This is a genomic window from Mucilaginibacter sp. GW821-FHT07G05 (assembly GCF_059418565.1).
In genome coordinates, this window is the sequence record NZ_JBWKQC010000005.1 from 1 (window position 1) to 20,612 (window position 20,612).

Annotated in this window: 12 protein-coding genes; 8 read left to right on the forward strand and 4 right to left on the reverse strand. The window is 45.3% G+C overall.

Translation table 11 applies throughout. From position 1 onward, the window contains the following. Positions 1-302: 302 nt before the first annotated feature. Together AC07NA_RS13945 and AC07NA_RS13950 are read right to left on the reverse strand one after the other, a co-directional pair. Positions 303-884 carry a TetR/AcrR family transcriptional regulator gene (locus tag AC07NA_RS13945; protein WP_494898161.1) on the reverse strand — a complete coding sequence of 194 codons (582 nt, stop codon included), beginning with the start codon at positions 882-884 and terminating at the stop codon, positions 303-305. Between the two features lie 138 nt (positions 885-1,022). Further along, complete coding sequence (locus AC07NA_RS13950) at positions 1,023-1,778, reverse strand: SDR family oxidoreductase (RefSeq protein ID WP_494898162.1); 756 nt, start codon at positions 1,776-1,778, stop codon at positions 1,023-1,025. 252 nt (positions 1,779-2,030) lie between these two features. Between AC07NA_RS13950 and AC07NA_RS13955 the strand changes: the two genes are divergently transcribed. The 7 genes from AC07NA_RS13955 (at position 2,031) to AC07NA_RS13985 (ending at position 13,191) form a co-directional block, all read left to right on the forward strand. Next, on the forward strand, positions 2,031-4,643 hold the full coding sequence (locus AC07NA_RS13955; RefSeq protein WP_494898163.1) for an MGH1-like glycoside hydrolase domain-containing protein: 2,613 nt from the start codon (positions 2,031-2,033) through the stop codon (positions 4,641-4,643). Between the two features lie 91 nt (positions 4,644-4,734). Continuing rightward, entirely contained in the window at positions 4,735-5,430 is a 696-nt protein-coding gene (locus tag AC07NA_RS13960) for a response regulator transcription factor (RefSeq protein ID WP_345211125.1), read from the forward strand. Further along, positions 5,427-6,752: a sensor histidine kinase gene (locus AC07NA_RS13965; protein ID WP_494898164.1), complete on the forward strand. Its 1,326-nt coding sequence runs from the start codon at positions 5,427-5,429 to the stop codon at positions 6,750-6,752. The genes AC07NA_RS13960 and AC07NA_RS13965 overlap by 4 nt, the downstream gene beginning before the upstream one ends. Before the next feature lie 126 nt (positions 6,753-6,878). Then, complete coding sequence (locus tag AC07NA_RS13970) at positions 6,879-8,273, forward strand: TolC family protein (protein WP_494898165.1); 1,395 nt, start codon at positions 6,879-6,881, stop codon at positions 8,271-8,273. Positions 8,274-8,282: 9 nt separating this feature from the next. Further along, positions 8,283-11,561, forward strand: a complete 3,279-nt coding sequence (locus AC07NA_RS13975) for an efflux RND transporter permease subunit (protein WP_494898166.1) — start codon at positions 8,283-8,285, stop codon at positions 11,559-11,561. A 9-nt stretch (positions 11,562-11,570) separates the two neighbouring features. Further along, entirely contained in the window at positions 11,571-12,677 is a 1,107-nt protein-coding gene (locus AC07NA_RS13980) for an efflux RND transporter periplasmic adaptor subunit (RefSeq protein ID WP_494898167.1), read from the forward strand. A gap of 232 nt (positions 12,678-12,909) precedes the next feature. Continuing rightward, on the forward strand, positions 12,910-13,191 hold the full coding sequence (locus AC07NA_RS13985; RefSeq protein WP_345211130.1) for a CHC2 zinc finger domain-containing protein: 282 nt from the start codon (positions 12,910-12,912) through the stop codon (positions 13,189-13,191). 286 nt (positions 13,192-13,477) lie between these two features. Here AC07NA_RS13985 and AC07NA_RS13990 read toward each other — a convergent pair whose 3' ends face one another. Next, positions 13,478-14,677 carry an acetate/propionate family kinase gene (locus AC07NA_RS13990; RefSeq protein WP_494898169.1) on the reverse strand — a complete coding sequence of 400 codons (1,200 nt, stop codon included), beginning with the start codon at positions 14,675-14,677 and terminating at the stop codon, positions 13,478-13,480. A gap of 28 nt (positions 14,678-14,705) precedes the next feature. Next, on the reverse strand, positions 14,706-16,796 hold the full coding sequence (gene pta / locus AC07NA_RS13995; RefSeq protein ID WP_494898171.1) for a phosphate acetyltransferase: 2,091 nt from the start codon (positions 16,794-16,796) through the stop codon (positions 14,706-14,708). 430 nt (positions 16,797-17,226) lie between these two features. Between pta and AC07NA_RS14000 the strand changes: the two genes are divergently transcribed. Continuing rightward, the gene (locus AC07NA_RS14000) at positions 17,227-20,367 is read left to right on the forward strand and encodes an AsmA family protein (protein ID WP_494898172.1); all 3,141 of its coding nucleotides are present in this window, start codon (positions 17,227-17,229) and stop codon (positions 20,365-20,367) included. Positions 20,368-20,612 lie beyond the last annotated feature (245 nt).

Sequence of the window (20,612 nt, forward strand, 5' to 3'; positions counted from 1 at the left end):
CAAAGAAGCCTTTTGCTGGACAAGGGTTTTGTTACTTTTGCCCTCAAAAGTAATGGGCCTCTGCGGCCAAGAGCAGACTAACGTTAATTACAGCACAAGCTTAACCTAAGTAGAGATTGCTTCATTCTTCGCAATGACGCGTTTTTTAATGTGCTTATCAAAGGGTCATCCTGAGCTTGTCGAAGGATTGTGCGCAGAGGCCTTTACCCACACACCTTCGACAAGCTCAGGGTGACAGGCCATACTCATCATCTCACTTTAATATTTCCCGGATTTTAAAACTCGCTATCACACATACTCTCTTACTTTAACGACGACACCGCCACATTAGCAATATCATGCAATGTTTGGGCATCACTGCCCGAACGGGCGGCAACTTTTATAGAAGTAATAGCCGCGAATATAAAGCGGGCAAACGTACGTGCCGAATGTTTCATCGAGAACTGACCGGCCTCCTGCCCTTTCGCTATCATATCGGTTAAGGCATCCTCCACACTCAGGTTGTTTTGCGCAACCATATCGTTTATTTCTTTATCTTGCCCGGCAAGTTCAACAGCTGTATTCACCATAAAGCAACCTTTAGCCAGTTGATCTTCTATGCTTTCCTTTATCAATCCATCAAAGATCTTTTTTACCGCCACTTCGGCATCAGCAGCACTTTTAAGCATGGTGAGCATGGCATTGGTTTGCTTATCCTGGTATTGCTTTAATGATTTGGTAAACAGCGTACGCTTATCCGTATACGTATTATACAGGCTTGAACGGTTGATCTTCAATTCATCCACCAAATCCTGCGCGGAAGTGGCATGGTAGCCTTTACGCCAAAATAATGTTACAGCCTTATCAAGTATAGCCTCTTCGTCGAAATCTTTTTTACGTGCCATGATCTTAAATACTTTAATCCTTTTTACTTCTGCCTGTTAATGGCAAAAACCAAAAGCCTGCCTGCGCCTGCTTTTGGTTTTTAATGATACAAAATTCATACCAATTTGAAACAATCGTTCCAAATTAAGTGCTAAAAATTAATAAACTATTTTGTTTACAGTTAAACCGCCATCAACAGTAATTTCGGTACCATTCACAAATGACGCATCGTCAGAGGCCAGGAACCTTACCACGTTAGCAATTTCTTCGGCTTGCGCAAAACGGTTCAGTAATATTTTCTGGCCTAATATGGCACCAAAGCCGTTCACTTCTTCTTCACTCAAACCAACTTTTCCATATAAAGGAGTTTCAACCGGGCCGGGAGATATAGCATTAACCCTTATTTTACGAGGAGCAAGTTCACCTGACAACACTTTGTTAATAGATAGTACTGCTGCTTTACTTGCTGCATAAACACTGCTGTTTGGCATACCTAATACCGCGTTTACCGATGTATTGAAGATGATAGAACCACCATCATTAATAATTGGCAGAAATTTTTGAACAGTAAAATAAACACCTTTAACATTCAGGTTCATGATAGTATCAAAGTGATCTTCGGTGGCTGATTCTACCGGACTAAAGCTGGCAACGCCTGCATTTAAAAACAGGATGTCAACACTGCCGTAAGTGGCTTTTACTTCGGCAACAAGGTTATCAATTTGATCAAGCTTACCTTGGTCAGATACGATGCCGGTTACATTCAGTTCGGCTGCCGCGTTTTTTACTGCCTCGGCTTTACGACCGGTAATTACCACTTTAGCGCCTTGTGCTGCCAATTCTTTTGCGGCTGCATAACCAATGCCACTGTTACCACCTGTAACTACGGCCACTTTGTTTGTTAAATTTTTCATTGTTTTATTTTTAAAAGATTGTTTTTTTTAATTATTGACAGGACAAATGTAATAATTCGGGAACAATCGTTCCAAATAAAAAATACGATTTATTTATTTCTCAACATTATGATGACAAATACCCTTTCGCTCACTATTTCACCAGCTAAGTAAGTGTTAGGTAATTTTTAAACATTTAATGTAGCGGCGCATTTTTATGTTTAATACCTTAGCAAAATCGTCCCCCCCGAAATACTTCTACCGGTAAAAACTATGGATGCAGAAAAAAAGAGGTTAAAAGATCATTACGAAGGCAAACAAAACTGGCTCAAATGGGGGCCTTACGTATCTGAAAGGCAATGGGGAACCGTTCGCGAAGATTATAGCAGCAACGGCGATGCCTGGAACTACACTACACACGATATGGCCCGCAGTAAGGCCTATCGCTGGGGCGAAGAAGGTTTGTCGGGCATTTGCGACGATCAGCAACAGCTATGCCTGGCGCTGGGTTTATGGAACGGCAACGATCCCATTTTAAAGGAAAGACTGTTCGGCCTCACTAACAGCGAAGGCAACCATGGTGAAGATGTTAAGGAGATTTATTACTACCTTGATAATACGCCTACGCACAGCTTCATGAAAATGCTGTATAAATATCCGCAGCAAGCCTACCCCTACAGCCGTATAATTGAAGAGAACCGCTGCCGCGATAAAACGCAGCCAGAATTTGAAATTATCGACACAGGCATTTTTAATGAAGATGCCTATTTTGACGTATTTACCGAATACGCCAAACACAACGAAGAGGATATACTGATACAATACACCATCCATAACCGCGGCGTTGCCGATGCACCTTTACATTTGTTGCCGCAGCTATGGTTTCGTAATACCTGGCAGGATGGCGGTTCAAAACCCTTGCTATTTGAGCACACCTCGCACGAAATTGTAACCAAATGCGATTGCCTGGGCCGGTATTATTTTTACGCAGAGGGCGATGCCGAGTTTCTATTTACTGATAACGAAACCAATAACCACAGGCTTTATAATGCCGATAACCGTTCGGCCTACCTTAAAGATGGTATTAATAACCGGGTGGTAAACGGCGATAAAGAAGCGGTTAATCCCAACAAAACAGGCACAAAGGCAGCGGCCTGGTATAAATTGAATATCCCGGCTAAAAGCAGCGCTACCATACGCCTTCGCCTAACCAAAACGGAACATAAACGCCCCTTTGAAGATTTTGACAGATCGTTTACGGTTCGCCGTAACGAGGCAGACGGATTTTATGCCGCAAAACAGGCAAAGGTGACTAATGCCGACGAGCGGTTGGTGCAGCGCCAGGCCTTGGCAGGAATGCTGTGGAACAAGCAATACTATAATTACAATATCAAAAAATGGCTCGACGGCGATCCCGGTCAGCCAACACCTCCGGCTAATCGCAAGCACGCCCGCAACAGCCATTGGAAACATTTTGTGGCCGAGGATATCCTATCTATGCCCGATAAATGGGAATACCCGTGGTTTGCTGCCTGGGATCTTGCCTTTCATTGCATCGCCTTCGCCCCTATTGATGTGGAGTTTGCCAAAAGGCAGTTGTTGCTACTGGTAAGCGCCAATTACATGCACCCCAATGGGCAGCTGCCCGCTTACGAGTGGGATTTTAGCGATGTTAATCCACCCGTGCATGCCCTGGCTGCGTGGCACGTATACGAGGCCGACTGCAAAGCTACCGGCAATAAAGACATTAAGTTTTTAGAAGAGATCTTTCAAAAACTGCTCATCAATTTTACATGGTGGGTAAACCGTAAGGATAGTAAAGACAACAACATTTTTGAAGGCGGCTTTTTAGGGCTGGATAATATAGGCGTGTTTAACCGCAGCGCCCCTGTACCTGGCGGTGGCTTTTTAGAGCAGGCCGATGGCACCAGTTGGATGGCCATGTATGCGCTCAACATGATGCGCATTTCCATGGAACTGGCCGTGAGAAACAAGGCTTATGAAAGCATGTCGATCAAATTTGCCGAACACTTTTTGTACATAGCCGGCTCTATTGCCAATATGGGGTTAGATGCTATTGGTTTGTGGGACGATCAGGATGGTTTTTATTACGACCTGCTGCGTAAGCCCGACGGCAGTTGGGATCGCTTACGTCTGCGTACGCTCGTTGGCCTGATCCCCATGTTTGCCACCAACGTATTTGACGAAGCCCGCTGGAAAACCCTGCCCGGCCTTACCAACCGGCTCGATTGGTTTATGCATCAACGCCCCGACCTGGTAGAACTGGTAAGCCGCTGGGAAGATACCAATGGCGATCAGAAACACCTTTTCTCGCTGCTGCGCGGGCACCGCATGAAGTTATTGCTTCGCCGTATGCTCAATAGCGACGAGTTTCTTTCCCGCTTTGGTATCCGCTCTTTATCAAAACATTACGATAAAGAGCCTTATCATTACAAGCTCAATGGTGAAGATTTTTCGGTTAAATATGTTCCGGGAGATAGCGATTCTTACATGTTTGGCGGCAACAGCAACTGGCGCGGCCCTATATGGATGCCTATCAATTACCTTATCATCCGCGCATTGTACCGTTTTCACGAGTATTATACCGATGATTTTAAGGTAGAATTTCCGGCAGGGTCCGGCGATTACCTTACACTCGCGCAGATAGCCAATAAGTTAAGCGAAAGGCTGAAATGCCTGTTTTTGAAAGATGACAAAGGCGAACGTGCCATATTTGGCGGCAATCCTAAATATAACCACGATCCGCACTTTAAAGACTATATCCTGTTCTACGAGTTTTTCAACGGCGATACAGGCCGTGGCCTCGGCGCCGACCATCAAACCGGCTGGACGGGACTGGTAGCCTTGTTTTCTGATTATGTTTAGCGGATGAAGTATCGCCCTGAAAAACATCATGTTAGCGTAAGCTTTTTGTCCATTTCAAAATTGATACAGAATTGCGTTCTATATTTGAAAAATGAAAGTACTTGCGTTAGAGGATAATAAAGAATTGGCGGGCAGCATACACGATTTTCTTTCAATGGCCGGTTATATATGCGAACTGGCCGAAAACGTGGCGCAGGCTAAAAACAAACTGCTCTCCTTCGCGTACGATTGTATTTTGCTCGATATTATGTTACCCGACGGCAGCGGGCTCGATCTGTTAAAGTTCATCAAGGCCGAAAAGATACAAAGCGGTGTGCTCATCATATCAGCCAAAGAAGCCCTTGATGATAAGATAAAAGGCCTGGAAAGCGGTGCCGATGATTACCTCACCAAACCATTCCACCTATCAGAACTGCATGCCCGTTTGCGTGCTATTTATCGCCGCAAGCATTCTAACGGCAATAACAGCAATATCATCTCCTTCAACGAGATCAGCCTGAATACCGATACTATTCAGGCTTTCATCAACAACCAACTGCTTGATATTACCCGCAAAGAGTTTGAATTGCTGATGTATTTTGTGGTGAACAAAAATCGCGTGCTGTCAAAACAAGCCATAGCGGCGCACCTGTGGGGCGATTATACCGATAATTTAGCTAACTTAGATTTTGTATATCAGCACGTTAAAAATTTACGTAAAAAAATAAGCCTGCTAAACGGGGCCGATTATATTGATACCGTTTACGGTTTAGGATACAGGTTTACAGCAGCAGAAACAGAAGCATGAAATTAGTTGATAAACTTACGCTGTGGCTGGTGGGCGTGGTGTTTTTGGTAACACCTATCAGTATGGTTATATCATACCACAGTATTAAAGATAAAATAAACGAGTCGGAAGTAGGACGCTTGCAAGAAATAAACGACAAGGTAGCCACGCAGTTAAGGGCGGGCATTCCCCCGCACCGTTACATGCTCGACAGGCCTATCGATATAAAAAAGATCGGCAGCCTGCCTGCAACAAAAATGGTTTCGGCTACACGTGCGGTTTACAATAAAGACCTTAAACGTGATGAATGCCGGTTAGATGTAACTTCTTATTACCGCATTAATAACACGGCCTACAGCATAGCTACTTACAATTACATTACCCGGGGCGAACAAATTATAGCGGGGATGATGCGTGCCTTGTTTTGGAAAATGGTGCTGATCACCGTATTCGTAGCGGTTTCGGGAAGGCTGATCTCGCGGTATGTGCTGTCATCTTTTCAGCAGACTTTAAAGACTATCCAAAACTTCAACTTGCGCCAGCGCGAAAAGATAGAACTCCCCGCCACTACTACTACCGAATTTAAAGAGCTCAACTTTTTTTTAAAGAAGATGACCGATAAGGCCATCGAAGATTATTCGCGCGTGAAAGAATTTAGCGAGAACGCCTCGCACGAAGTACAAACGCCCCTCGCTATCATCCGCAGTAAACTGGAATTACTGGCCGAAACCGGCATCAGCGAAAATCAATCGGTGCTGATTGAGGATATGCAGAACGCCATTGATAAACTGGCTAAGATCAACCGCTCGCTCCTGCTGCTTACCAAGCTTGATAATTTGGAGTTTGAAACCAACGAGAATATCCGTTTTTGTAAGATCACCAACAGCGTTATCAGTTCATTCGATCATTGGATCCAGCTTAAAAATATTGCTGTTAATACCAATGTAGATAAAAATATTTCCCTGCAAATACACCCCGTACTGGCCGAAATACTGGTTACCAACCTGTTAAGCAACGCCATAAGGTATAATGTAGAGGACGGCCATATTGATGTGTGCCTTACGGCGCAATCGCTAACCGTAAAAAATACCGGCCTGCCGCCCGATGCCGATCCTGAATTATATTTCCGCAGGTTTAAAAAGAGCAGCCACTCGGCCGATAGCATCGGTTTGGGCCTGGCTATTGTTAAACAAATATGCACCGTTAATAAGTTTAATGTGAGTTATACTTATTGCGATGGTTACCATGTGTTACAGGTGAGTTTTTCTGACCATCAGGTATTTACGGACTGCCCGCTACCCGGCGAAGACCTCAACTTTGAGAAAAACATAGCACTTGTGTAATATTTTTGTCACTACTTCAATAAAACCACCAATTCTGTATTAAAACTTCAAGTTTGCTTCAAAATGGTATAGTACTCTTGCACAAGGATTACTACCCACAGTGACCCGCAAATTTTGGGGTTTTACATGAAGATACTACAACCTTTACTACTACTGTCTGTTTTATTGATTGCAGATAGTACATCGGCACAACAAAAACTAAGTTTAAAAGATGCCATTCAACAAGCCGTTGATAATTACGGTACCGTAAAAGCGAAAGCCAATTACGCTAATGCCTCAAAGGCCGGCGTGGTACAGGCCAAGCGCGATTACCTGCCCAACTTAAACATAGGCGCCCAACAAGATTACGGAACAGTTAACGGTCAAAATGGCCCACTTTATGGTTTCGGTGGATTATCGGTTGCCTCATCGGGTTTACCGCTCGATCATCAAAACTGGAACGCCGCTTTTGGCGCGCTCTATTTAACCAACGTTAACTGGGATTTTTTCGCCTTCGGCAGATTCAAGGAAAAGATCAAGACCGCCCAGGCCGTTGCCGAACGTGACAATAACGATTTTCAACAGGAACTTTTCCAGCAAAAAGTAAGGGTAACAGCCGCTTATCTTAACCTGCTGGCGGCGCAGCGCCTTACGGCATCATACCGTAAAAACCTTAACCGCGCCGATACTTCAAGGCGGGTGGTATTGTCAAGGGCCAAAGGAGGTTTGATAGCCGGGGTAGATTCATCACAGGCCAATGCCGAAATATCGGGCGCCAAGATACTACTTACCCAGGCGCTTGATGCCGAACAGGAACAAGCCAAACGACTGGCCGTACTGATAGGTGCCGACAACAACAATTTTATATTGGACAGCCTGTTCATTACCAAAGTACCCACAGGCATCAGCGCGGTGAACTCGCCCGATGTGGTGAGCAACCACCCCTTATTAAGCTGGTACAAAAGCCGCATTGATGTAAGCGACAGGCAGGCCGCGTACTATAAAACATTTAACTACCCGGTATTTTCGCTGGTAGGTGTATTTCAAACCAGGGGTTCGGGCTTCAGCAGTTCTTACGCGCAAGATCAAAGCGCTTATACCACCAGTTACTCTGATGGTATTAAGCCCACCCGCTCTAACTACCTGATAGGGGTTGGCGTAACCTGGAACATTACCCAACCGCTGCGCATATCGCAGCAGGTAAAGGCACAACGCTACATTAGCCAGGGCTTGCAGGATGAGTATAACCTTACCAGGCAGGAATTGAACGCGCAACTGAACCTATCCGACCAAAAGATAAAGAACGCTTTGGCCAACTACCGCGAGGTGCCGGTGCAAATAAAAGCGGCTTCAGATGCATGGGTGCAAAAATCGGTACTGTACAAAAACGGGTTATCAACCCTTGTTGATGTTACCCAGGCCCGCTACGCGCTGATACGTGCCGAAACCGACAGGGATATAGCCTACAATAATGTATGGCAGGCCCTGTTGCTAAAAGCCGCCGCCGCAGGCGATTTCAACCTATTTATCAATGAACTTTAATCTACAATAATGAATTTAATTCGTTTCGCGCTTCGTAAACCTATAACCATTATGGTGCTGGTGGCCGGCCTGCTGTTTTTCGGTATCAAATCGGCAACTACCATTAAGGTTGATATTTTTCCGAAGCTTGATCTGCCGGTAATTTACTTGTCGCACCCGTTTTCGGGTTATACTCCATCGCAAATGGAGGCCATGTTTGGTAAGCAATACATTAACATCTTGCTGTTTGTAAACGGTGTTAAAAGTATCGAAACCAAAAACATACAGGGCTTAACCCTTATGAAGATCAACTTTTACCCCGGCACCAACATGGCGCAGGCCGCGGCCGAGGTAAGCGCGTTCGCTAACCGTATCCAGGCTATCTTCCCTCCCGGTTCTAACCCGCCGTTCATCATCAGGTTTGATGCCTCTACCCTGCCGGTTGGTCAACTGATATTAAGCAGTAACCAGCGCAACAATAACGAATTGCTCGATTTGGCTAACGTTTACGTGCGGGCATCGTTCACCACTATACCGGGTTTGGTTGCGCCGCCGCCATTTGGTGGTAACGTGCGTACCGTGGTAATTAAAGCCGACCCCGAGATGCTGCGTTCGCATAACATGACCACCGACCAACTGGTGGAAGCCCTGCGCGTGAACAACCTTACCGCGCCATCGGGTAACGTACGCATCGGCGATAAAAACTACATTACACCGGTAAATACTACCGAGCATACTATAAAAGATTTTGAGAACATTCCGCTGTTTAAAGGCGGCGTACAAAACGTGTACCTTAAAGATGTGGCCACTGTTGAAGATGGCGCCGACGTTAGCGTTGGTTATGGCCTGGTGAACGGCAAGCGTTCGGTTTACCTTAACGTAGCCAAAAGCGCGGATGCCAGTACCTGGGAAGTGGTACAAAACCTGAAGAAAGCCATCCCTAAGATACAAAGCCAGCTGCCAGATGACGTGAAGATCAGTTACGAGTTCGATCAATCTACCTACGTAATCAACTCTGTAAAAAGTTTACTCACCGAGGGTGCTATAGGCGCGCTGCTTACCGGGTTAATGGTATTGCTCTTTTTGGGCGACGTAAGGGGTGCCTGTATCGTGATATTAACTATTCCCATCGCTATTATATCGGCGGTACTGTTCCTGAGTCTGTTTGGGCAAACCATCAACATCATGACACTTAGCGGACTCGCGCTCGCCATTGGTATTTTGGTGGATGAAAGTACGGTAACCATCGAAAACATACACCAGCACTTTGATATGGGTAAACCCAAGGCCCTGGCCATTTGGGATGCCTGTAAGGAGATCGCCTTCCCTAAATTGCTGATCCTGTTCTGTATACTGGCGGTGTTCGCGCCGGCGTTCAGTATGGGTGGTATACCGGGCTCACTATTCCTGCCGTTGGCTTTGGCTATCGGGTTTAGTATGGTGATATCGTACTTTTTGGCACAAACCTTTGTACCGGTTATGGCTAACTGGCTGATGAAGATAAAGCATCATAAAAAGCCAAATGGTGAGGACATGACCGATGCCGAAGAATTTAAAGCCGCAGGTTTAACCGCAGAGGGCGAACACGATACCTGGGCGCAAAAGAAAGAACTGGTAGAACGTGCCGACAGTAACCGCGATGGCAAAGTGAGCTTTTTTGAACGTGTACGTGCCAGCTATATGCGCTTTATTGATCGTTTGATACCCATGCGCAAGCCTATCGTTATCGGCTACCTGCTTATTACTATTTTGGCAGCCGGTTTAATGATGGCCAGCATTGGCCGCGATGTATTGCCAAAAGTGAACGGCAGCCAGTTCCAGGTGCGTTTACGTGCTCCTGAAGGTACCCGTATTGAACGTACCGAAGCAAGAACACTGCGTGCTATTGAGGCCATAAAAGGTATTACCGGTAAAGAAAACGTTGCTATTACATCGGCTTATGTAGGTACTCACCCTTCCACGTTCTCTATCAGTCCGATATTTTTATGGATGGCGCAGCCGCACGAAGCCGTTATACAGGTGGCACTTAATGAAGATTATCATACCAACCTGGATGAACTGAAAGATAAAATAAGGCATGAAATAGGCAAAGAGATGCCCGATTTAAAACTCTCTTTTGAGCCGATAGAACTAACCGACAAAATACTAAGCCAGGGATCACCTACCCCGGTTGAGGTAAGGTTATCCGGCCGAAACAAAAAACTGAACGAGGCTTACGCGCAAAAGCTGATAGCCGAACTGAACAAGATCAGTTACCTGCGCGACGTGCAGTTGGGCCAATCAACCAAATATCCTTCAATTAATGTGGAGATTGACAGGGTACGCGCTGCGCAACTGGGTGTGGATATGAATGATATATCACGTTCGTTAACCGCCACTACCTCCTCATCGCGCCTTACGGAAAAGAATATATGGGTGGATGAAAAATCGGGCTACAGCTACAATGTGCAGATACAGGTGCCCGAAAGTAAAATGGCCAGTATTAATAACATTGGCGAAACGCCATTGCTCAAAAACAAAGATCGCCCGGTATTGAGCGACGTAGCAACCATCACTCCCGGCACTACCTATGGTGAAAATGATAACCTGGGTGCCATGCCGGTATTATCTGTTACGGCCAATCTTAACAATAAAGATTTAGGCGCGGCTGCTAAAGATGTACAAAAAGCGATAGCCGCAGTAGGCGAACTGCCAAGGGGACTTAACATTGAAATGATAGGCCTAAGCCAAACGTTAACCGAAACCATGAGCAGTTTAGAGAGCGGATTAATTGTAGCCATCATTGTGATCTTCCTGATGCTGGCGGCCAACTTCCAGTCGTTCAAAGTATCGGCGGTGGTACTGGCAACAGTTCCGGCGGTAATTTTAGGCTCGCTGGCACTGTTGATGATCTGCGGATCAACGCTTAACCTGCAGTCGTATATGGGTATGATCATGTCGGTGGGTGTATCTATATCCAACGCGGTGTTGTTAATTACCAATGCCGAGCAATTGCGCAAGGTTAACGGCAACGCTACCCTATCGGCCAAAGAAGCTGCCGCCCTGCGGATGCGCCCGATTGTAATGACCGCGCTGGCCATGGTGGTAGGTATGATACCTATGGCAAGCGGACTGGGCGAAGCCGGTGATCAATCATCGCCATTGGGCCGCGCCGTAGTGGGCGGCTTGATCGCGTCTACCTTTGCCGCCTTATTTATACTGCCGCTTGCATTTGCATGGGGACAAGGCAAAGCCACCACACAAAGCGTTTCGTTAGATCCGGAAGATGAAGAGAGCAAATATTATGTTAACACAAGTAACCTGTCATAAAAAATGTTTATGAATAAGTCATCAGCAATAAATTTCTTAAAGCTATTAGCAATCGCGGCCACGCTGCAAGCCTGTGGTTCGTCGCAAGGTAAAGAAGAGAAAAAAGCAGAAGCCGAAGAAGCGCCTGCCCAGGAAGTTGTCGCCCTCAAAAAAGGCGTTTTAAAAACCTCCATTGATATGCCCGGCGAACTGGTAGCCTACCAACAGGTTGACCTTTACGCCAAAGTGAGCAGCTTTATAAAAAAGCTGTATGTAGATATAGGTTCGGAAGTTAAAGCAGGCCAGTTACTTGCCGTTATGGAAGCGCCGGAGTACAGTTCGCAGCTATTGGGGGCGCAATCGAGGTTGCAATCGCAGGAAGCGGTATACATGGCCAGCAAGGCTACTTACAAACGCCTGCTCGAAACCAGTAAAACACCGGGCACGGTATCGCCAAACGAATTGGATTTGGCGCAAGCCAAACAAAATTCAGACCTGGCACAGTTAGAATCGGCCCGTGCGGCTTACCGCGAGGTGGGCGATAACAAGAATTACCTGCAAATACGTGCTCCTTTTGATGGTGTAATCACCGCACGTAATGTTAGCGCTGGTGCTTACGTTGGTCCGTCGGGCAAAGGATCGGAATTACCGGTTTTCACCTTGCAGGAACAAAAGAAACTGCGTCTTGCCGTTAGCGTACCCGAAAGTTATACCGGTGTGCTGAACAACAAAAACGAGATCAGTTTTACAGTTAAAGCTTTCCCGGGTGAAAGTTTCACAGCCAAAGTAACCCGTTTGGCGGGTGCTTTAGATCAACGTTTAAGATCGCAGCGTACAGAGATGGACGTGATCAATACCAACAAAAGACTCTTGCCCGGTATGGTGGCCGAAGTGCATATCCCGGTTAGTGGTAACGATGCCTTTGTGGTGCCATCAAAAGCGGTGTTGAACTCTACCCAAGGTGTGTACCTTATTAAGGTAGCCGATAACAAAGCGTATTGGGTGCCTGTAAAAACAGGCCGCCAGGCCGATAATCAAACCGAAGTATTTGGTCCGCTTACGGAAGGCGACCATATTATTAAGGCCGCTACCGAAGAGATCCGCGATAGCAGCGCGGTTAAAACCAAGGCTATCTAAAACAAAAAGCACATAAATACCCCTAATATATTGCCTGCGATCGGTTGATCGCGGGCTTTTTTATGTTTTTTAGTATGTAAAGTGTTATTTTAAATATACCCGGGACTTTGATACCCTCATTTTTGTTAATAACCACATCAAAAGGTGTTTAAACGCACTATTTTTCCACAACCTGCGTGTTTAGCGTGGGCGGCAACTGTCGTTTTTGTATGTTTGGGTGTTATTGATAAAAATGTCTTTAGAGCAACTTACCCCTATTGTATTGGCCAAGGCTGATCTGGTCAAACTAATTACTTCATATCTTCCATTGCAGGAAAGCCGCAAGATGTTAAAAGGCAGCTGTCCGTTTCACGCTGATAACGGCGCGTCGTTAATGGTATCGCCCGAAAAGAACAGTTTCAAATGCTTCGGCTGCGGTAAAGACGGCGGTCCGGTTGAGTTTGTAATGTTTTACGAAGGATTATCAAGACAGGATGCCGTACAAAACCTGGCGGAACGTATGGGGATGCTTTAGGGATTGTTCTATCCTGCTTTGTTTATAACCGCTAAGGTAGCGGAGGTTTTCAAGGAGTTCGGAGAGTTTAGAAGAGTTCTCACCTCTCCAACTGTCATCCTCGTAGTGAAGGATCTTATTCGTTTTGCTAAGTTTTAACCGCTGAGATAACAGAGGTTTGCGCGGAGTTCGGGGAGGTTTTAGGAGATATTAACGTTTTATAGAAGACTTACGAAGTTTTAAAAACTTCGTAAGTTTAAACAATATTATAGCCTGTGGTCGGTGTTTTCACCGCACTACATTTCTTTTACCCCTTCAACAACTGCACGCACTGCGTAGCAATTTCCAACTCTTCATTAGTAGGGATGATCAATGTCTTCACTCTTGCATCTGTGCTGCTGATATCTCTTATGCCTTTTGCCCGGGTACTGTTCACCGCGGTATCAATGCTGATGCCTAAATAATCCATATCAGCGCAAACCAGTTCACGTACCAGGCTGTCGTTTTCGCCTACGCCTGCGGTGAAGATGATGGCATCTACCCCATTCAACGCCGAAGCATACGCGCCGATGTATTTTTTTATGCGGTAGGTATATAAGTCGTAAGCCAATTTCGCGTTCGCATCGCCTGCGTTAATGGCGGCGGTAATATCGCGCATATCGCTGTAACCGGTTAGGCCCAGCATACCGCTGCGTTTGTTCAGCATGTTGCTTACCTGCTCAATATCGTATCCTAATTGGTTTACCAGGTAAAATATTACGGTAGGATCCAAATCGCCCGAACGGGTTCCCATAATTAATCCGCTTAGCGGACCAAAGCCCATACTGGTATCAAAGCATTTACCATTTTGCACGGCAGCCATACTACAGCCATTACCCAAATGTATGCTGATCAGTTTGGCATCGGGCTTATTTAAATAAGCAACGGCCTGCTCGGTAACGTATTTATGGCTGGTACCATGAAACCCATACGAGCGGATATTGTAATCGGTATAATAGCTATTCGGCAACGCGAAACGGAAAGCCTTTTCGGGCATAGTTTGGTGAAAGGCCGTGTCAAAAACCGCTATCTGTGTAGCATTGGTAAATATCTTCTCGGCCACTTCAACACCTAAGTAACTTGCCGGATTATGTAACGGCGCTAATTGAAATGTGGTTTTTAGCTTTTCCTTTACTTGGGCTGTTATAACCGTTGTGGTGGTAAAAGCCTCGCCGCCATGCACTATGCGGTGGCCAATCACTTCAATATCGGCAGGATCGTGTATTACGCCTATGGAGGCATCTGTCAACAGGTCGTTCACCAGTTTCAGACCGGCTTCATGATCGTCTATCTCGGTGGTTTTTTGAATTACCTTTTCTTCGCCGTCCTTAAATATTTTATGGGTGATGGTGGCATCGTCAAGCCCGATGCGCTCTACCAGTCCGCTGCAAACCGGTTGTATTGCCGGCATTTTAAATAACTGGTATTTTATAGAGCTGCTGCCGGAATTGATAACAAATATGTTCATGTAAAAGGAGCTGTTTTTTTAATTTAAATTATTGCTGACATTGTATAGCGGTGATCACCACGGTATTGAAAACATCGTCGACCGTACAACCACGGCTTAAATCGTTTACCGGCTTGTTAAGGCCTTGTAACATCGGCCCAATGGCTAATGCACCTGTTTCGCGTTGTACTGCTTTGTAAGTATTGTTCCCGGTATTAAGATCGGGGAAGATCAATACACTGGCCTGGCCTGCCACTTCCGATCCCGGCAGCTTGCTGTTACCCACTACAGGGTCAACCGCGGCATCGTACTGAATAGGTCCTTCAACCTTCAGATCAGGGCGTTTAGCTTTCACAATTTCAGTAGCGCGACGAACCTTTTCTACATCTTCACCTTCGCCGGATGTTCCTGATGAGTAAGATAACATGGCCACGCGCGGCTCAATACCGAACATGCTGCTGCTATCGGCCGATGAAATGGCTATCTCTGCCAGTTGTTCGGCAGTAGGGTTAGGATTTACGGCACAATCGCCAAAAACCGATACCCTATCAGGCAAACACATAAAAAATACCGACGATACCAGTGATGTACCCGGTTTAGTTTTTACAAACTGCAATGCCGGGCGAATGGTATGCTGGGTAGTATGTACGGCTCCCGAAACCATACCATCTGCATGGCCGCAATACACCATCATGGTACCGAAGTAAGATACATCGGTCATTAAATCGCGCGCCATTTCCATGTTCACGTTTTTGCTTTTACGCAACTCGTACAGTATGTTCACGTACTCATTGTAACGGTCGGCATCGGCAGGGTTAAATATGTTGATCTTTGAGGGATCGAGGTTCAGTCCCAGCCTTTTTATATTGGCCAGTATATCATCGGGGTTACCCAGTAAGGTAAGGTCAACCACCTCTTGATTAACTAAACGGGCGGCGGCACGTAAAATACGTTCGTCGTTACCCTCGGGCAGTACAATGTGTTTCTTTTGGCTTTTTGCCCAGTTTACCAGCTGGTACTGGAACATGCGCGGCGTAATACCCGATGGTTTAAAGGTTACAATACGCTCATCCAGGGCATTGATGTCGATATACTTGTTAAACGTATCAATAGCGAGCTGAATCTTCTTGGTATTATCGGCAGTAATTTTTGAGCGGATAGCACCCACCGCATTACTGGTTTCAAACGTTCCGGTTTTTACCGCTATTATTGGGATCACGGTTTGCAAACCTTCTATCAGTTTAAGAATTTGCTCTTCCGGCTCGTAACCGGCGGTAAGTATTAACCCCGATACTTTAGGGTAATTTACCGACAGGTTGGCCTGTAAAGCCGATATGATGATATCGCCTCGATCGCCGGGCGTAACTATTAATACGTTCTCTTTTAAGTAACCCAAAAAGTTAGGCACGTTCATGGCACCGGTAACAAAATGGTCTACCTGGTTTGAAAGCTGATCGTGCCCAAAGAGCAGTTTGCCATCCAATTTCTCACAAATTTCTTTTATCGACGGACTTTGCAAACTCTTGCTTGCCGGTATTACGGCCAGTATCATTTCGGCAGATAATTGAGCGGCCAATAGCTCCTGCACATCTTCTACCTGCTCGGGCTTTACTTTATTTACCACCACGGCCAAAACCTGTATCTCGCGCGATTCGAAATTGCGCATCACCGTTAATACCGAATTGATGGTTTGCGCCGTAGTTTTATCAGCGCCCGATACCACCGCTATAACCGGTGCACGCAGGTTTTTAGCGATGAGTACATTTACGTCAAACTCAAAAGCAGAACCATCGCCAAGGTAATCGGTACCTTCTACCACGGTAAAATCGTATTTATCCTCCAGGTTTTTATACTTGCGTATAATTGTATCTACCATTTCGCCCTGGCTATCGCCTTCGGCCTGGTTCATGGCATCCTGCCAGTTAAAGGCATGGGTATCCTCATAAGCCATGGGCAGCTCAAAGGTTTTTAGTATGGTTTGAATGTGCTGATCTTTGGTGCCGGGTTGGGTTTCGCTGATGATAGGCTTAAAGAAACCTATTTTTTGAGCCTTACCCAACAGCATATTAACCAAGCCTATAGAGATGATAGATTTGCCACTGTTGGCTTCTGTGCTGGTAATAAAAACAGTTTTGGTCATTTTTTGAGTTGCCGCTATTTTTTAAATGAGGTAGTTTAACAACACAGCCTGCCAAAGTTCTGTTTGCATTAACGGCCTTTTTGGGTATGTAGGGCCTGCAAACCGGCAGCAAAGCAGCGCGAAGATCGTGTAAAACCTGCTCCGTTTTATGCCCGGTGGGGCATGCTGTGAAATTGGGCGCAAGTTACCCCATAAAGTGCACTCGTTGCAAGTAGATGCGTTATTTTTTTAATGATAAAAATCACATTTCATACATTTCAAACAACCTTTTTAGCAAAAGCGAGCGGTTAACCTGCTGTTTGAATATATCCTATGAGTTTAAACGGGTATTAGTATAGGCTTACAGTAATTTCTTTTTAGTAAAGTTACCATGAAAAGCTGCAAAACAACGGGGAATTGATTTTTGTATTGGGCTTTTATCAGTATCTTCATGCACCTTTTTGCAATTATATTTATGCCGGTGCCTGTTAAAAAAATACTGCTAAAAACGCTTAAAATAAGCGCTATTACTATTGTAAGTCTGTTCGCGCTTATGTTTCTGCTGCCCTATCTGTTCCCCGAAACGGTTACGCAAAAAATAAAACAATGGGCAGGTAACAGTATCAATGGCAAAATATCATTCACCGAAACCCATCTGTCATTCTTCAAAAAGTTCCCCTCGTTAACGCTTACGCTGAACGATTTCGCTTTGAATGGCAGTGCGCCATTTGATCACGATACTTTAGTTTCGGCGAAAGAGGTTTCGCTGGCTATTGATATTTCGTCGGTATTTAAAAGCAAGATCAACATTAACAAAATATACCTTAGCAACGCTTTTTTTAACATACAGGTTGATAGCAGCGGCAAGGCCAACTATAACGTATATAAATCAGCGGGTGCCAAAGCCGCTAACCCGGCAGATACCGCCAGCGCCTCGTTAGGCATTGAGCAGATATTGGTAGAGAACAGCCGCCTGGTTTATAACGACCGCTCTATGCCCATGCTTATTAACGCGCGTGGTTTCAACTACAAAGGCAGCGGCGATTTGAGTAAAGATGTGTTCGACCTGTATTCGCATACCGATGCCAGCTCTGTAGATTTCTCTTACGGCGGTAAGGCTTACGTTGTCAATAAAAAGGTAAATGCCGATCTGGTAACGAGTATCAACACAAAATCACTGGCCTTCGCTTTTCAAAAGAACGACCTGTTGATCAACCAGCTGCCGGTTAATTTTAAAGGCAGGTTTGAATTTTTGAAAGATGGTTACGATATGGATTTCAGGGTACGATCTGATCAAAACGATTTGAGTGATATTTTTACCGCTATACCCGATGAATACGCCAAACTTGCCAACGGTATTGATATTAATGGCAATGGCATCATTCAGCTAAACCTTACGGGGAAATATATCGCTGCCAAAAACATTATGCCCGACCTAAGCCTGAGCATGAACATTCGCAATGGTTATGTAGCTAACAAGAGCACACCGGCCCCGGTTAAAAATCTATACCTTAATATGGATGTTAAGCTCCCCGGCTTAAACCCCGACAGCCTGAATCTGAATATCGATTCGGTGTATTTTAACATCGGTAAAGATTATTTTGGTTCGGTAATTAAGGTACATGGTACAAAATCGCCATACATTTTTGCCAAGATCAATACCGAGATCGACCTGGAACAATGGTATAAAGTATTCGGCATAAAGCCATTCCAGGTTAAGGGACGCTACAGCCTACACATGCTGGCCGATGGTAAGTATACCACCGGGATACGCAAAAGCGGACTAAGGCAAAAGGTGGATACGGTGATCACCAGTATCCCCAAATTCACCTTACGATCAAAATTTCGGAATGGTTACGTCAAATACACCAAGCTGCCCGAAGCCCTTAAGAATATCAGTTTCGACCTGAATGCCGCTTGTCCTGATCATGATATAGCCAATGCCACCATGGATGTGAGCAACCTGAACGCCGAAGCGTTAAACAACTACATAAAAGGCTATCTGAAATTGAGCAATAAAACCGGCGCGCTTATTAACGCGGGCATCAAAACCAAATTCAGGCTGGATGATATTAAGAAATTTTACCCGCTGGATAGTATCGACATCCGAGGCGATCTTAACGCCGACGTGCAGACCAAAGGCCGCTATATTCCGGCGCGGCGCATATTCCCCGTAACTAACGCGCACATTGCCTGGGTGAACGGTTATGTGCAAACCAAATACTACCCGCACCCGGTGCACGACATACAGGTGAGCACTGATATTTATAACAACACAGGCTCGTTAAAAGGTCTTAAAGTTAATATTAAACCCGTATCGTTTAAGTTTGAAGGACAACCATTTGTATTGCGTGCCAACCTGCGCAATTTTGATGATCTCGATTATCAAATCGCTTCAAACGGCGGCTTGGATATAGGCCGGATATACCGTGTGTTTGCCATGAAGGGTTATGATGTAAAAGGCTTCATCAGTACCAACTTCTCGCTTAAAGGCAAACAAAGTGATGCCACAGCCGGGCATTATGATAAGCTGGCTAACTCGGGCAGTATGAAGGTGAAAGATCTTACATTGAGATCAGAACTGTTCCCGAAGCCATTTGTAATTAAGACGGGTGTATTCAGCTTTAACCAGGATAAGATGAACTTCGACCAGTTCAGGGCTAAATATGGCAAATCAACCATTGTGCTTAACGGGGCTTTATCAAATGTTATCGCTTACGCGGTTCAGCCGAAATCGCCGTTAAAAGGTGAGTTCAGTTTAAACAGCGACCTGATTATTGCCGATGATTTTATGGCTTTTGCCGGTACGCCTGCCCCTGCTAAACCAAGTAAGGCATCCGGTGTTATCCTCGTTCCACAAAACCTTGATCTTCAGTTTAAGGCCAACGTGAAAAAGGTAAAATATAACGGCCTCGATGTTAGCGATGCCAAAGGCCAGATGAACATCAGCAACGGACAGATCATACTGAAACAAACAGGCTTCAGCCTCATTGGCGCACCGGTGGTAATGGATGCAACCTATGGCAGCCTTAGCCCGCAGAAAGCGTTTTTTGATTACCGTATTGATGCCAAAGAATTTGATATACAAAGGGCATATAAAGAAATAAAGCTGTTCCATGATATGGCATCCTCTGCCAAATACATACAGGGCAACGTATCATTAAATTACCAGCTAAGCGGCAAACTCAACGGCGATATGATGCCGATATACCCATCGTTAAAAGGCGGCGGCGTACTATCGGTAAAAAAAGTAAAAGTGAGAGGCTTTAAACTTTTCAACGCGGTGGGTAAAGAAACAGGTCGCGATAGCTTAGGTAAGGGCGATATTTCAAAAGTTGACATGAAGACCACCATCGCCAACAATATCATTACCATTGAACGCACCAAAATGCGCATGGCAGGTTTCCGTCCGCGTATTGAGGGGCAGGTAAGTTTTAGCGGTAACCTTAATTTGAAATTCAGACTCGGTCTGCCGCCTTTCGGTATTTTCGGTATACCGATGACCATCACCGGTACCCAGGAAAAACCAAAAGTTCGCCTGGGAAGAGGCAAAAAAGAAGATGAATTGCAGGAAGAGAAAGAAGAAGAATAGTTTGACTTAAAATGTGGTGTGGTGAAAACACCGACCACAGGCTGTATGGGCTTTTAAGACTTACGAAGTTTTAAAAACCTCGTAAGTCTATCTATATCTCCTGACCCCTCCCTGAACTCTGCGCAATCCTCCGTTATCTCAGCGGTTAAAAATTAGTAAAGCGAAGAAGATCCTTCACTTCGTTCCAGGATGACAGGTTGACTTTAGTAAAATCCAATATTTCACTTTCTCAACAACAAAAAAGC